The sequence below is a fragment of the Lactobacillus isalae genome, assembly GCF_947539375.1.
GTDB classification, from domain to species: Bacteria; Bacillota; Bacilli; order Lactobacillales; family Lactobacillaceae; genus Lactobacillus; species Lactobacillus isalae.
Genome location: NZ_OX443569.1, coordinates 1,281,398 through 1,297,340, shown reverse-complemented (window position 1 = coordinate 1,297,340; position 15,943 = coordinate 1,281,398). Strand labels below are relative to the sequence as shown.

The 15,943-nt window shown below is 33.3% G+C and carries 14 protein-coding genes; 4 read left to right on the top strand and 10 right to left on the bottom strand.

The genetic code is table 11. From position 1 onward, the window contains the following. Window positions 1-172 precede the first annotated feature (172 nt). Genes QM512_RS06400 through QM512_RS06385 form a run of 4 tightly spaced genes read left to right on the top strand, consistent with a single transcriptional unit; the run spans window position 173 to window position 5,583 of the window. Entirely contained in the window at window positions 173-1,390 is a 1,218-nt protein-coding gene (locus QM512_RS06400; protein ID WP_282804955.1) for a glycosyltransferase family 8 protein, read from the top strand. 5 nt (window positions 1,391-1,395) lie between these two features. Beyond that, entirely contained in the window at window positions 1,396-2,640 is a 1,245-nt protein-coding gene (locus tag QM512_RS06395; RefSeq protein WP_282804954.1) for a glycosyltransferase, read from the top strand. A 32-nt stretch (window positions 2,641-2,672) separates the two neighbouring features. Further along, window positions 2,673-4,691 carry an SP_1767 family glycosyltransferase gene (locus QM512_RS06390; RefSeq protein ID WP_282804953.1) on the top strand — a complete coding sequence of 673 codons (2,019 nt, stop codon included), beginning with the start codon at window positions 2,673-2,675 and terminating at the stop codon, window positions 4,689-4,691. 7 nt (window positions 4,692-4,698) lie between these two features. After that, the gene (locus tag QM512_RS06385; RefSeq protein ID WP_282804952.1) at window positions 4,699-5,583 is read left to right on the top strand and encodes a glycosyltransferase family 2 protein; all 885 of its coding nucleotides are present in this window, start codon (window positions 4,699-4,701) and stop codon (window positions 5,581-5,583) included. Between the two features lie 206 nt (window positions 5,584-5,789). Here QM512_RS06385 and QM512_RS06380 read toward each other — a convergent pair whose 3' ends face one another. From QM512_RS06380 to QM512_RS06335, 10 genes are all read right to left on the bottom strand, one after another. Continuing rightward, on the bottom strand, window positions 5,790-7,181 hold the full coding sequence (locus QM512_RS06380; protein ID WP_282804951.1) for an IS3 family transposase: 1,392 nt from the start codon (window positions 7,179-7,181) through the stop codon (window positions 5,790-5,792). 40 nt (window positions 7,182-7,221) lie between these two features. Continuing rightward, window positions 7,222-8,163 carry a sugar transferase gene (locus QM512_RS06375; RefSeq protein WP_282804950.1) on the bottom strand — a complete coding sequence of 314 codons (942 nt, stop codon included), beginning with the start codon at window positions 8,161-8,163 and terminating at the stop codon, window positions 7,222-7,224. Between the two features lie 112 nt (window positions 8,164-8,275). Next, window positions 8,276-8,812 (bottom strand): cob(I)yrinic acid a,c-diamide adenosyltransferase, encoded by a 537-nt coding sequence (locus QM512_RS06370; RefSeq protein ID WP_282804949.1) that lies wholly within the window; start codon window positions 8,810-8,812, stop codon window positions 8,276-8,278. A gap of 1 nt (window position 8,813) precedes the next feature. Next, window positions 8,814-9,335: an ECF transporter S component gene (locus QM512_RS06365; RefSeq protein ID WP_282804948.1), complete on the bottom strand. Its 522-nt coding sequence runs from the start codon at window positions 9,333-9,335 to the stop codon at window positions 8,814-8,816. Further along, a complete protein-coding gene (locus QM512_RS06360; protein ID WP_282804947.1) occupies window positions 9,335-9,721 on the bottom strand; it encodes a DUF4430 domain-containing protein in 387 nt (128 codons plus the stop codon). Before QM512_RS06360 ends, QM512_RS06365 begins: the two co-directional genes overlap by 1 nt. A gap of 19 nt (window positions 9,722-9,740) precedes the next feature. Next, window positions 9,741-11,975 (bottom strand): ribonucleoside-triphosphate reductase, adenosylcobalamin-dependent, encoded by a 2,235-nt coding sequence (gene nrdJ / locus QM512_RS06355; RefSeq protein ID WP_282804946.1) that lies wholly within the window; start codon window positions 11,973-11,975, stop codon window positions 9,741-9,743. Window positions 11,976-12,220: 245 nt separating this feature from the next. Beyond that, complete coding sequence (locus QM512_RS06350) at window positions 12,221-12,505, bottom strand: hypothetical protein (RefSeq protein ID WP_282804945.1); 285 nt, start codon at window positions 12,503-12,505, stop codon at window positions 12,221-12,223. A gap of 100 nt (window positions 12,506-12,605) precedes the next feature. Beyond that, complete coding sequence (locus QM512_RS06345; protein ID WP_003653819.1) at window positions 12,606-13,319, bottom strand: Bax inhibitor-1/YccA family protein; 714 nt, start codon at window positions 13,317-13,319, stop codon at window positions 12,606-12,608. Window positions 13,320-13,381: 62 nt separating this feature from the next. Continuing rightward, window positions 13,382-14,212 carry an energy-coupling factor transporter transmembrane component T family protein gene (locus tag QM512_RS06340; protein ID WP_282804944.1) on the bottom strand — a complete coding sequence of 277 codons (831 nt, stop codon included), beginning with the start codon at window positions 14,210-14,212 and terminating at the stop codon, window positions 13,382-13,384. Beyond that, window positions 14,205-15,926 (bottom strand): ABC transporter ATP-binding protein, encoded by a 1,722-nt coding sequence (locus QM512_RS06335; protein ID WP_282804943.1) that lies wholly within the window; start codon window positions 15,924-15,926, stop codon window positions 14,205-14,207. Before QM512_RS06335 ends, QM512_RS06340 begins: the two co-directional genes overlap by 8 nt. Window positions 15,927-15,943: the final 17 nt, after the last annotated feature.

Genomic DNA, 15,943 nt, shown 5'->3' with positions numbered 1-15,943 from the left:
AATAAATAACAAAACAGCTCCCCAAAATTTTTAAAAAGTTTTAGAGAGCTATTTTTATTATTGATAACATGTGTGTGAATTATTTTTAAATTTGAAATATAGAACTAATAATTAGTATTATAATTATTAATAGATGATAGTTATGGGATAAAGATAGAAAGCGAAGTAAGTTATGAAAGTAATCGCTTTATGTGCAGATTATGGATATCTGGATAAAACAGAGACTGCGATTAAGTCAATTTTATATAACAACCAGTATGTAAAGATTTATCTTTTGAATTGTGATATTCCACAAGAATGGTTTGTTAATATTAATCAGTATATTAATCAGATTGGGTCTGAAGTAATTGATGCAAAGTTTGACCATGGAATTTTAAATGATTCTCAAGGCCCTAGACCGGGCATTAATGAAATGGGATTTGCTAGATTTTTAATTCCAGAATTAGTGCCAGAAGACAGAGTTTTATATCTAGATAGTGATTTAATTGTGGATGATGCAATTGATAAGTTATTTACTATTCCTTTTAATGGAAAAGAAATATTGGGAGTAGGCGATATCTTTGATTCGGATGATCAAGGGGATAAAACAACAAGTTGCTTAATAAATTCAGGGGTTTTAGTTTTAGATAATGCTGCGTTAAAAAAGAACAATGTAAGTCATGACTTAATTGAAATGAGTCGTAAAAATTACGTCAACGGCGATCAGCAAATAATTAATGAATATTTTAAGGATCAGATTGGTCTGCTTTCTCATCAGTATAATTATCAAGTGGGTGCGACATATTTTGCTTACTCCAGAAATGATCAACGAATGATCAATCTTCTTAGTTCAGTTAAAGATCCTAAAATCATCCATTATATTATGAAAGGAAAGCCATCAGATTTTTGTTATTTGGGAATAATGCGAGAAAAATGGTGGTTTTACCGTAATTTAGAATTATCAAAAATTGTCCAAAAATTTACGATCTTTGATTCAATGAAAATAGGAGCATCTAAGTTTGCTACGGAAGCCTTGATTTTTACGTATTCTGCTAATATCCAAAATCTTGAAAGCTTAATTAAGGCATTGCCAGAGGTTCACTTTAATATTGCAGCTTATACAGAAGTTGCGACAGGATTATTGAATCTAATGAAATATCCCAATGTTACTGTTTATCCTGCAATAATTTATGCTCGTATGGAAGAATTGATTAAAAAGTGTGAGTTGTATTTAGATATTAATTATTATCAAAAAGATGAAAATATTTTGCATCAAATCCAAGACAAAAATATTCCGATTTTATCTTTTGAAGATACTGCAAATAAAGAAAATAAGTATTCAAATTATAAGGTATTTGGAAATAACCAAGTAGATCAAATGGTGCAAGAGATTAAAAATTTGGAAGAGTAAGAGTAATGAAAAAAGTAATAGCTTTAAGTGCTAATTATGGTTATATCGATAAAGTTGAAACTACAATAAAATCAATTTTATACAATGTAAAAAACGTAGAGATACATCTTTTAAACTATGATATTCCCCAAGAATGGTTCGCAAATATTAATCGTTATGCAAATCAAATTGATTCCAAAATTATTGACGAGAAATTTGATCCCGAAGAATTGCATGATTTGAATTCTGGATTCAAACATATTAATCAAATGACTTATGCTCGTTTATTAATACCTAAATTAATTAAAGCAGATCGAGTATTATATTTAGATTCAGATCTTGTTGTAGATAATGAAATTGATGAACTATTTTCTCGCAAGTTTAATGGAAAAAAGATTTTAGCAGTCACGCATATTTTTGATGTTAGAAATAAAAATGAAAGTAGAGTAGATCTCCCTGTACCTTCAATAAATGCAGGTGTTTTATTAATTAATAATCAGGAATTGCGTAAAGACCATAATTTGAGCGAAAAACTGTTAGATTATGCTCGGAAAAATAATTTTCCGCAAGATGACCAAGATACAATTAACAATTGGTTTAAGGATGAAATCGGAAGTTTATCTTTTAAATATAATTATCAAATTGGTGCAGATAGATTTCTATTTTGGTCAAATAATTCTAATACAGAAACAGCAACTGAAATATTGGATAAGGTAAAGAATCCCAAAATAATTCATTATGTTTCAGATGATAAACCGTTCAATATTTTTTCTGAAGGAAGAATGAGGGAGACTTGGTGGTTTTATCGGAATCTAGAGTTAAGCCAAGTAGTAGAAAAGTATAAGCCATTAAATGTGGATAAACTGAAAGAAGGACATTTTACTGGAGAAATATTTACTTTTACTAACTCAGCTATTATTGATCATTTAGAAGAATTAGTACAAAAGCTACCAGAATTTCATTTTAATGTTACAGCTTGGAGTAATATGGCTTGGAATTTAAAGCATTTGGTTAAATATCCTAATATTACTTTGTATCCTTTTGTAATTGGAAAACGTCTGGATTATTTATTTAAGAATACAAATATTTATCTAGATATAAATGAAGGAAATAAAGAAAAAGATATTGTTGAACAAATAAAAGAAAAAGACATTCCAATCTTATCATTTGAATCAACAGCAGATAAAAATAATAAATATTCAAGGTATGAAGTATTTGATAATGATCAAGTAAATCAAATGGTGCAAAGGATTAGACAATTGGCTAAGTAGTAACACCTAATCTCATAGAAAGAAGAGTATGAATGGATACTATTGCATTAGATGCTGATGTTAACGATTTAAATAAAATTGAGACAACGCTTAAATCAATTTTTCTTCATAATCAACATGTAGAAATTCATATTATTAATTTTAATATTCCACATGAATGGTTTGTTAACGTTAATCAATATGTAAACCAATTTGGGAGTATGATAATTGATGAAAAAATTGACCCAAATTTTTTAGGTAATGTTAGTACTAGCTCTGATAAAATAAGAAAAATTTCGTTTGCTTATTTTTTAATTCCAGATTTAATTTCAGCTGATAAAATTTTTTATCTTGGCTCAGATTTAATTGTAACTGATAATCTGCAAAGTATTTTTAAAATTAATTTTGATAATAAGATGTTATTTGCTGCATCTGATTATCAAAATTTAGATCAATTTAACTCAAGTGTAATGCTAATTAATAATAAACGCTGGCGTGAAGAAAAAATGAGTTCTAAGCTCGTTGAAATGGTTAAAAAGCAAGGATTAGCAAATGATCAAGCAATTATTAATGAAGCGTTTAAAGATAAAATTGGAAAATTAAACTTATCATACAATTATCAGATTGGTCTTGAAAAGAATGCTTATTGGAATAATAAACAAGTAGTTTTTGATAATTACAAAAGGGTGCCTATTCCTCGAATTATTAACTATTCTGGTGATGATAACCCGTTTAATTTGGTTTCCACAGGAGATTTAAGAAATAATTGGTGGCAATATCATAATTTAGAATGGTCAGATATTGTTAAGCACTATGGTAAATTCGATAAGAGCAAGATTAGAAAAAAAGAATTTGATGCTGAAACATTTATTTTTGCCCGTGTTGCTGAAACTAAAGATTTAGAATTATTAATTCAAAAATTACCTAATGTACGTTTTAATATTGCTTCATATACCGATATGTCATGGCTATTGAAAAAGTTGGTAAAATATGACAATGTAAAATTACATCCATTTGTAATGAATCCAACTTTAGATAATCTAATCAGTAATGCTGACTTTTCTTTAGATATTAACTATCTTAAGGAAGATGATGTTACTGAAAAAATTGTTAGTCAACAAAAGCCAATTCTTTCTTTTGAAGAAACTAAAAATAATAATATTTCTTACGATAAATATTATATTTTCGCAAATGACGCTCAAGATGAAATGGTAGAAGCAATAAAAAAAATAATTGATAAGAAAAAGAAAACTTCTGTTTTTGACATTAAAGTAAAAGATATTGATGAATCCTTAGACTTAATTTTGAATGAACATAAGTCAGTCATTCGTTTTGGGGATGGCGAGTTTAATATTATTCGTGGTGAATCCATTTTTTATCAAGATTACAATAAAGAATTAGCTTTGCGCCTAGAAAGTATCATTTTAAGCGGTAATTACGATAATACATTGATTTGTTTGCCAGATGTATTTGAAGATTTGGCACGCTACAATGACTATGCTCAAAGAACTTATAAGAAGCGCTTTTTCCCGCAGAATGCTGCTTTCTTAAAGCGAATAGAACAAACTAGAAATTGGTATGGATCTACTTTTGTGTCAAGGCCATATATTGATTTGGTCGATAAGAGTGAAAGTCCTGGCTATTTTGAAAAGTTAAGACAGATTTGGAGTCAACGTGATGTTTTAATTGTGGAAGGTAAGTATTCACGTTCAGGCGTAGGAAATGATTTATTTGATAATACTAAATCAATTAAGAGAATTCTATGTCCATCTCAAAACTCATACGAGAAGATTGATCAAATTGAATTAGCCATTAGAAAGTATGCGGACAATAGGTTAATTTTATTAATGCTTGGTCCTACAGCGAAAGTTATTGTAGATGACTTACAAGATCTTAATAATCAAAAAATTGATATTGGTCATATCGACTCAGAATATGAATGGTTCAAGATGGGAGTTACAGACAAGATAAAATTAAAGAACAAGCATACTGCTGAATTTAATCGAGATGTAAATATCACACCAATTCATGACAAAATGTATAGTAGTCAAATAATAGAGAGAATTGAGTAGGTTTAAGATGGAAAATAGTAAAAAAGTCTCTGTAATTATTCCTGTGTATAACGATGAAAAATATTTAAGACAGTGTGTAGACAGTGTTTTGGCTCAAACTTATTCTGATTTAGAAATTATCTTGGTAGACGATGGTTCAACGGATCATACGCCAGAAATATGTGAAAAATATCGTGAAAAATATGATCAAATCAGAGTTCTTCACAAGAAAAATGGTGGAGTTGGTTCAAGCAGAAATGCCGGACTTGCCCTAGCAACTGGCGAATATGTCTTATTTGTCGATCATGACGATTGGCTTGACCAACATCATATTGAAGACTTGTATAACTTAGCCGTAAAAAATAAGGCTGATATAGCAGCAGGGAATTTCAATATCTTTTATGATGATAAGTCGACTTTTGCTTATTGGCTAAATAAAGATAACTATTTTGAAAAAGATTATTCAATCAAAGAATGGTTTAGTTTGCAGTATCGCACTGATTATTACAATATGTCTTTAGTTTTTACCGTTCCATGGGATAAATTGTATAGACGCTCTTTATTTAAAAATATAGTTTATCCTGAAAATGTTCCAGTAGAAGATGATTTGACTACATGGAAGATATATTTACTTGCAAATAAAATTGCGTATGAAAATAAAGCGATTTATACGCATCGCATTTTAAAATCAAGCGTATCAGCCAGTGTAAGTGAAACTGATGTCTTTCCTTTACGATCAATTGAAGAAAGAATTACAATTTTACGCTTAATCGGTTTTGATACGAGTAATGAAGAATCTGCTTATCGGTATCGGTTAGAAAAATGGAAAAATCATGCGTTAGATAAGGGAGAATATTTGAAATACAGAGATACACTACAAAAACTGGCTATTCTTGAAAAGTGGAAAAACTAATAAAAAGGGTTGCTGAGCATTTGAGAGCTTAGCAACCTTTTTGTATATAGATTATAGATTAATTTAAATTCAGCATATAATGAACAAAATTTATTCGTATCTGGCTTTAACTACTGCATCGGCTAAGGCTTTTTTAGTGAAATAACCTTCACGAATTAATTTAGCAAAACTGTAGTGACCCACAAAAATTGGACACTTTATTAATATTATGCAACTAAGGATTGATTTCGATATTGAATCGGAGTCAGTCCTTTTAGTTTACTCTTTGTCCTTTCGTAATTATAGAAATGAATATAATCTTTAATCGATTGTTCCAATTCATTCAGATTGGCATAGTTTGATTCTTTGCCATAAAACATCTCTCTTTTAAGTATGCCAAAGAAGCCTTCCATAAGCCCATCGTCTGGAGAACAGCCTTTCCTAGACATGCTTTGTTCAATGCCACGTCTTGCAAGTTCATATTGATAAGTCTTATGTTGATATTGCCAGCCACGATCTGAATGAAATACTAATCCATTCAATGAACCATTAGCTTTAAATGCATCATCAAGCATAGTCATTACCTGCTGTAAGTTGGGACTACGAGAGATATTATAAGCGACAATATCTCTCCCACAGCCATCGATAATAGGCGATAGATAAAGCTTTTGTCCTCTTAAGTTGAATTCAGTAATATCTGTGTACCATTTCATATTTGGCCTAACGGCAAAGAAGTTGCGTTTAATTAAGTTAGGTTTAATTCTTCCTTCAATTTCACCCTCAAAGCTGTTGTAGCGTCTTCTACGTTTCATACGATATCCAATCAAATTAAGTTTACGCATTAAACGATAGACTGTTTTTCGATTGATTATAAAGCCTTCACTATGTAAGTGATCAGTTATTGTTCGATAACCTGGAGCAGTGTATCTAGCTTTAAGTTCAAAGAATATTTCTTTAATTCGTTTAATTAGACCGTGGTGCTTTATCTCATCTTGATCTTCGCGCTTTAAAATATCGTAATAATTGCTTCTGGATAAGCTAGGTAAAGCATTATTCGGATCATTTAAAATCGACAAGATAGTTTTAACACCCAACCCAAGTTCTAGCCTTAATTCTCTAACAGCTTGTGCTATTTCTGTTTTGGTTGGTTTTTTCTCTTTTGAACCAAGGCATCCAATTTTTTTATAAATGCGTTCTCGACAGTAAGCTTTAAATTCTGGCGACGCAATTCTTCGTTTTCTTTCTTCAATTTCTCTAGTTCTTTGTTCACAGGTTCGTCGTCCCTTCCTCTTAATAACGACATTATACCCGTTTTCTTTATAAGAGCGAATCCAATTAATAAGCATGCCTTGACTTTTCAAGCCCAATTCTAAAGATACAGAGTAAGCAGTCTCATGATTGACTAAAACCCGATTGATAGCTTCTAGCTTAAATTGGGCTGAATAATAAGTATAGGGCTTATCTAATATATCTATTCCATGCCTATGAATGAGTGAAACTAAGTACTTAATACTAACTGATCCTATTCCATACTTTTTACTTAAATATGTCGATCTTTTATTTTCAATCGTCCATTCTTTATAAATATTCAATTTATCTTTTTTAGTTAATTTAGACATAGTAAAACCCCCGAAATCCGTGTCCGAATTTCGGGGGTCACTACAAACTTTCTACATTATCAGTCATTTCTTTATATTCATCATCATTTACTTGAAGGACCTTGGCTTGTGCCTCAGCTAAACTATCAGCAATAATTCCTAGTTTCTTACGTTTAATAGTTTCTGCTTCAGGCGTTTTACTATTTACAATAATTGGAATTCCAGCAGCAAGGTAGGTACTTAGTTTATAAGAAGTGTTCATTGTCATATATTCTGACCAGTATGGTTCTTCTGACCAAACTAGACCAAAGCCACCAGATCTACGTAATTCTTCAAGTAAGATAGGATCATTTTTCCAACCCATAAATTCCAAGTTTTGATCATCAAATTTTTTGCTTGGATCGGAAAAGACCTGTAATTTCACATGAGGATTTCCCCAATTGTTAACAAAGTCAAACTTGTCCGCATTACCAGCAAAGTTTATTACCTTATTATTTTGTGGAGTTATAAAATAGTTTATTTGGCAAGGATAGTGATCCCAAAAATGCTGTACGACATATGGTTTTTCTTTTAATCCATTTTTTCTTAAAAAATCGTACATCTTTTTGGAAGGTACAATTAAGACGTCTGCCTTGTTATAGTAATCAATATGTTGTGGCAATAAGTAACGATTGCTTTCAAACATTAAGGGGATAACATCATGAATAAAGATAATTTTTTTTACGTTAGGATAAATATTAACATGATCAATTAACGCTTGATCCCATTCAATTGCTATCCAGTTCGGTGATTGGAATATAACTGTGTCCCCAACTGATAACGAAGCAATGATTCCATCAAAGCGTGTACTTTTAGCTTGGTCAGGCTCTTCTTTCCAATGGTAGGCATAAATCCCAAGTTCATTCATTCCCATTTGGACTCCAATTTTAGCGACCATTTGTTGTGCTATTTGTGCAACACTATTCATTGCCATGCCATATAAATTCGTAATATGAACTGTCATAAATAACTCCTTATATAAACCTATAAATTAAGTATAGGGCAGGGAAAATCGATTTACAAATTTAACTCTCAATAAAAAACTCCGTTAGATATTTTTCTAACGGAGTTAATTTTTATTTGCTTTTGACTTCTTGATATCCGTCTAAGACATTAGCGTAGCGAGCTAGGGTAAAGAGATAGTCAGATAGACGATTAATATATTCCAGGTTAAAAGGTGAAATTGGCTGCTTTTTATCATTTAGCTCAACTAGTGACCGTTCAGCGCGCCGTGTCAATGTGCGGCTATACTGCAAATTGGCAGCGGTGGGTGAGCCACCAGGAAGGATAAAAGCTGGAATTCGAGGATATTGCTGTGTAATCTTATCAATCCTGACTTCTAATTCTTTAACCTTATCGGGAGTAATTTCTTGGTGTCGTCTGACGACAATATCGGCTTGAAACTGATATAGTTCTTTTTGTCTCTTTTGTAGTTCATCTTTTAGAACTTGGCAATTATCTGATAAGTTAGCGATTGTTACGCCTAAGTAAGATTGAAGTTCGTCAAGATTGCCGAGAGTTTCAATTTGTAAGTCATATTTTGGGACCATTTTTCCACTAACTTGCTTGGTTTTTCCCTGGTCGCCGACTTTAGTATAAATTTTAAGTGTCATATTAATCCTCAAAGAAATGCTTAAGTGCTAAAGAGATAGGTTTATATAAGAGTAAGTAAAAAACAACATTGCCGATTGCATGATAGGTATCAAATAAAATACTACCTGCCCAGTAAGCAATAAAGGCTGGTAAACTGCCAAAAATCGTCATTCCTAAATCTACTAAGATCCCATATTCAATACCTAAAAATGCTACTAGAGCTAATTGCAACCAAAACCATTTTGTAAGTGGAGTTAGCTTTTTAAATAGAAGAATTGTTAAAACGCAACCACCATAGGCAAGAATCTGCGGAATTGTCCAAATGCCGAAACCAAGAAAAATATTGGAAATAATCATCGTTAAAATGGCCAAGGCAAATCCCATTTCTCCGCTTACAAAGAGGGTAGTGAGCATGATGATTGCAGTAACAGGTTGAACATTAGGAACAGGAATAATTTTGAAAATTCTCAAAACAACGCATAAGGCGGTTAGAACTCCTAAGAGCGCGAGCCTCTTAGTTCCTGCAAGTTCTTCTGTCACCATTAATACTTACTCCGAGTGAATACTACCTTGTCCTTGTTCTTAAGCTTTTGTTGGTAAGCAGTTTTGTTTACCATTTTGCCATTTACTGTATAAGTCCAGTAGATCTTCTTTTGAGGATTTTGCTTTTTACCATCAATAGCAGTGATGAATTCTTTTTGGCTCTTTACTTTCCAATTTTTTTTAAGACCAGTAGCTACAGTAGAATTCTTTTTAAGATGAACTTTTTTGTTAGCAAAGGTCTTTTTGTTATCTTTCAAAGTATAGGTAACAGTAATTTGATCGGTTTTAGCCTTAGCTTTTTCTTGATTATTTTGACAGCCAGTTAGACTAAAGGTAAAAAATAAAATAATTGCAGCAAAAATACTTAACTTTTTAGTGTTTTTCATTATTAGAATTCTCCTCTTATTACTTAATTGGGCAAGCACCATTATCACAATCGCTTTGGTCTACTAATTCAAGTCCCTTTTGATCCTCATTATTCTGTTCAAAGACTATTTCGACATTGCCAGTGATTTCGTTATCAGCTTTTTCGTATTTTTCTTTACTAATTGGTTCTTTTGGAGCTTGCTTTAGTGAGCCGCCATAATAAGGAAGAAGTGAAGTAGATTTAATAGCGTGGCGATATTGATGTAGAAGTGGTGCTATTTGATCACTTTCATCATTTTGAAAAGTAATGGTACAACTTACGGCGTTGTCTGACCAATAAGTTTGGAGAAAGGCTTGCGTAGCAAATTGTTCAGCAATTGAAACAGTTCCAGCAGAGGCAAAGTTGTTACTATCGGCATTGGCAGCCTTAATTGGAAACTCAACACAGATAGTATGTGGTGTGTAGATATCAGGTTCAGTTCGATAGCCGCAAGCTTTTAGTGCTGGAAGAAGGGGATCGGTTTCTTGGAAGCGAATGCGTTGAATCAAGTAACCTGAATAGTGGAAGTGCATTCCTTCGGAAACTCCTGCAAGTTTGGCCACAGTACCAGAAGGCTTTACTGTAGTGTGTTTAATTGAGGTATTGCAATTTAGTTCTTGGCTGTAGTCTTTATCTGCGTTAACAACAGATTGATATAAGTCGTCCACAGTTTTGATGATTTCAGGATCATAAACAGGATCTTTAATTTCTTTGCCGGTTTCTGAATCCGTTGCAGTCTTAAAGCCAGTAACCACGCGATGGCCAAAAGTAGATAGAATCCAGTCTTGAATACCAGACATTGATACACCAATTCGGCGATTTTTGTTGATAATCTTACGCGAAACTTCCCAATCATAAGGACTGAAAGTAACACGTTTGGTGTAGCGAGCAGCTAATCTGAAAGCTTCTTTAAGATCCCAGCCTTGCTTTTGAGCAATGAAAGGAAAGACTTCAAATAAGTTACATGGTTCACCGTTAGCTAATGAAATTTCTCCACAAGGATTAGTTCCTTCGACCTCATCATCAATGCCAGCTTGATAACCGTCTTTAATACGACCGTAATTGCGAGATAATTCAAGGTTAACAACACCAGGTTCACCGTTATGCAAAATGCTGTCTGCAATTGGTTGATAATTATCGAATTCCGAATTAATAGCTACACTATTATTTGATGCCCAGCGGTGGTGGTAAAGTTTCTTTTTATCTTGCTTCATTGTGATGAAATCTTGATTATCACTTGAGCCAAGTGCTAGCTCTGCACTTCTTCTTACGTTACCAGCAACTACTGTTTTACCAATTAAGTTGCAGATATCTGTTGCATCAACCGCAGTTAGTTTTTGACCAGCACGGTCATTAAGAATTTGATTAATATCAAAAAGCATTTCTACTAGTGGCATTGGGCCAGAAGCTGTACCGCCAAAGCCGTGAATTTTTGCTCCATAAGGACGAATGTCACTGATATCGAGTACGAGCTTTTTCTTATTTTCAGGATTAGTTGAGTCGAAATGCATGTCAATTAAACGGGCATTGGCTAAAACCCAACCTTCACGAGTGTCAGGAAGTTTGTAGTAAATGTAATCATCTTTTTCGTGATTATCTTTTTTCCATTCATCAAGGTCGGTAGCACCTAACTTGATTGAAGCATCATATGATTTACTCTTTTTGTCAATAACAATGGCTAAGTCTACCTTTTGATTAAGCTTAGGAATCTGCTTAATGTTTTCATCAACTACAGAAAAGCCAACGCCGCCGCCTTTCATTAATTGGTCAAAAAGAAATGAAAAAGGCATCGATGGGGCGATTTGGTCTTGAGTAAGGTAAGCAGGAACTATGTGACTATTACCGTATTTTTGAGGACGAATGGCAATAAACCAGCAGTTATTTAGTGAATCGCCATTTCTCTTTTGATAGTCAGTTCCTGAAATCCATAAGTTTCGACCAGATGGAGTAGCAGCTAGACCATAGACTAGACGGAATAGTTGCTTAGCCTCAGCTGTTAATTCTTGGACGGTCTTTTCACTAGGATTATGTTGCAAGCGTGGATCAAGATTAATATTACCTTCAATTACGCGTTTAACAGTTTCGTCCCAATTTTCAGAACGATTTTTATCATCAAGCCAGCGTGCATATGTTCTTTTATATGTAACCCAGCCTAACTCTCCCCAGTGAGGAGTAATCTCTTTTTTAGTTTGTGCAATAAAATCTGGATCAAGTGTGATTCTCAAATCAGACATATTTTTATCTCTCCTAAAGTACAATATCTTGTCGACACTTCAGAGGATAACACAATATCTAGTACAATCAAGTGGCGTAAACTACTAGAAATTGTGATTTGTATCTAACAAAAAGTTGAGAGAGCAGGGAAGAGAATAGCTTGGAAAAAATTTAAAAGTTTTATTGTAATATGTAAAGCAAAAAAATTTTGAATATGAAAAAACTAGAAAGGGTTGATTGATCACTCCTTTCTAGTCTTTATAATTTAATCAATAACAGTAATAGAGTTATTTTTTATCTCTTTAAGTAAGTATTTGGTGTACTTATCAATTTTGGAAACAGAGGTAGTATTATGTAGTACTCCTTCAATTAAATAAGCCAATGCATACACATTTTTATATTTTTCTTTCCAGTTATTGTTCATAAAAATAACTCTATCTTGGTTAGAAGCAACTGGAATATAGGTTGGATTCATATCAAGACAAATACAATCGATATTTTTTTCTTGCGCAAAATTTTCTAAGCGTTGAATTAAAACTTCTTCTGTCATGATAATTCTTCCCTTACCTTAACGCTAACATCTGTATCAAATTTAATCCAAAATAAAAATGCGAGGTTGCCTCAATAGCACCTTGCATTTTTATATATTATTAATTTCTATCGCTAAATCCAAAGATTTGTAAGAATTGTAAGAACAAGTTAACGAAGTCTAGGTAAAGTGCTAAAGCACCTGCAACAGCCAAACCATCAACAGAAACTTGACCACCGTAGTTTTCGTAAATTTGCTTCATTCTTTGTGCATCCCAAGCAGTTAAGATAGTGAAGATGATAACTGCGATGAATGAAAAGATGTAAGAAACCATTGGATTTCTTAAGAACATGTTGATAAGCATTGCAACAATTAAACCAATCAAGGCAGCTGAAGCGTAAGAGCCAAGATTGTTTAAGTTCTTCTTAGTTGTTGTACCAATTACTGCCATTGTAATGAAAACAGTAGAAGAAGCAACGAATGCGGAAGCGATGCTACGACCAGTGTAGGCACCGGCAATTAAAGAAAATTCAACTCCGTAAACAATTGCCATAATCATTAACATGACAAAGCTAGCTACCGGATTTCTTGTTGCTCTAAAGCTAATTCCAAAAGTCAATGCAAGTGGAACTAACAATAAAATCCACGTCATTGCTGGGTTGCTAGCAAATAAAGTCATTACTTGTGTTCTAAAGACAGTCATTGTTAAGTAAGCACTTAAAGCAGAAACTAAAACGGCGATTGTCATCATACCGTACATTCTGCTTAAGAATCTATTTAAGCCAGTTACGTCAACGATTGTGCGACGTTCTGGTTCTTGTGAAAAGTTATTCATAAGCTCTCCCTCTTTCATTATTATTAATATATTTTAACGTATATTAACAGTAAAAGAAACTTTTACACAAACGGATTGTAAAAGCGTCCTGAGTTGACTTTGAAGAGCAGAATAACAACTAAAACGAGAATAAAAGCTAGACTTGTAACTAAGTAATCAGCTAGGCTAAATTTTTCAGCTACGTACCAAGTTCGCTTTTTCTTTGAGCCGAATCGTCTGAGCTGCATAGCAGTACTGATTGTATCAATACGGTCAAGACTTGAAAAGATAAGGGGCGTCACAATATTTAACGTTCCGTGGATTCGCTTGCCTAGGGATGCCTTTTTAGAAAGCTCATTTCCTCGCGCTTGTTGAGCAGCAGAGATAGACCAATAGCTCTCTTGAATGTTAGGAATATAGCGCAAGGCTAGAGAAACAGCATAAGACACCTTATAGCTCACACCAATTTTATTTAAGCTAGCTGCGAATTGACTAGGATTAGTTGTTAACAAAAAGAGCAGAACTAATGGAATTGAGCAGATATATTTCAGACTAACATTGAATAAATAAAATAGTTCTTGAGCAGTTAAGGTAAAATAACCCGCATTGATTAAAACAGTTCTTGAATGATACAAACTTTCACCATAAGTTGGTTGAAAAATGAAAACCGCCAAAATATTAATTACAGCAAACACAATAATGAACTTAACAATAAAAGAAACTTGTTTCCACTTGATACCGGCAATTTTTAATAAAATCAACGATAGAACGCAGATTGCAATTAAAAAACGAGTATCGTAAGTAACCATGCAGGCGATTGAGACTAGAATTAAAAAGATCATCTTTGTAGTAGCATTCAAGGCATGAATAAAACTATTTCCTGGCTGGTAGCCTAAAATCTTACTATCATTCATAATCTTCATCCTTCCAGTTCTTTTGTTCAGAATTAATGTAGGCTTGTACAAACTTATTTGGATCAGGTAAATGGTAATGCTGGGCAAGTTCAAATAGACTTGTGCGTTTCAAAGATGCTTCGCTAATTAATTCAGGATTAGTGAGTAGGTCGATTGGACTTGTGTCTGCAATTAGTTTTCCTTTAGCAAAGGCAAGTGAGCGCGTAGTATATTCAAGCATTAAGTGCATGTCGTGCGTGATGATAATGATCGTCTTGCCTAAATTGTTTAAGTGCTTTAAAAAGCCCATGATTTCTGTATATGTTTTCCAGTCTTGTCCAGCAGTCGGTTCATCCAAAATAATAATTTCTGGTTCTAAGACTAAAATTGAAGCAATTGTCACACGTTTTTTTTGTCCAAAACTAAGGGCAGAAATTGGCCAATGTCTGAAAGGATAGAGACCACAAATTTTTAAAGTTTGATTTACCTTTTGTTTGATAGTATCTTCATCAATATTACGCAAGCGTAAGCCAAGAGCGATTTCATCAAAAATCATCTTTTGTGAAATCATTTGATTTGGATCTTGCATTACATAGCCGATTTTTTCAGCTCTTTCTTTGATTGATAAATTGGCTAGATCTTGATCTTTAAGAGTAATCTTTCCTTCATTAGAAATAAAACCACAGATAATGCGACATAGAGTGGTCTTGCCAGCTCCGTTTTGACCAACAATTGAGATAAAGTCGCCCTGATTAATAGTGGCAGAAACGTCTTTTAAAGGATAAGGTTGATTCTTACTGTATTGGTGCCCAACGCGATCTAATTTTAATAAAGGTTGATGAGCCTTTGTTCTTTCTTTAACTGGAGTTTGATCAACCCAATTTTCTAATTTTTGACCAATTGACTCTGAATCAGGTAAGTCAGATATTTTGTCTAATTTTTTAATCGAATCTAGGTCAATATTTGCTGCCGACATGGCTTTTAAATAAAGTGGTTGCCGTACGCCAACTTTTTCTAAAATGTCATCGTGAAGAAGCTGATTAGTGGGCTTATCGGCAAGAATTTGACCCTCATTAACTAAAACGATCCTATCAATTGGTTGGCTGAGAACTTCTTCGACACGGTGTTCAATAATAATGACTGTGGCGTTAAGTTCTTTCTGGATTTTGTCGATAATTGCCATCGTTTTAAGACCAGAAGCAGGATCAAGGTTAGCAAGTGGTTCGTCAAAAAGTAAAATTGGTGATTCATCAACTAGGACGCCGGCTAGGGCAACAATCTGTTTTTGACCACCAGAAAGACTTTGTGGCGATTGGGTGAGAAGCTCTTTAATTTGTAATTCTTCTGCCCATTGATTTACAGTTTGATGCATTTTATCCTTGGGCTGGCAATCATTTTCTAGGGCAAACGCAATGTCTTCGCCGACTGTTAAGCCGATAAATTGACTGTCTGCATCTTGTAAAATTGTTGAAGTAGTAAATGAGAAGTCAAAAAGACTGGTTTGAGTAATATCTTTACCATTGACTAAGCATTCACCGCTTATCTCACCTTGATCAATGTTTGGAATAAGACCATTAAGGCAGCGACCAATTGTGGATTTGCCGCTGCCTGAAGGTCCGGCCAAGAGAATTTTTTCCCCTTTATTAATTTTAAGATTGATATTTTTAAGGGTAGGTTCAGCTTGGCTATTGTATTTAAATGAAAAATCTTTAAATTCAATAATCGGTTCTGTCATTAATTGAGTAACCTTTC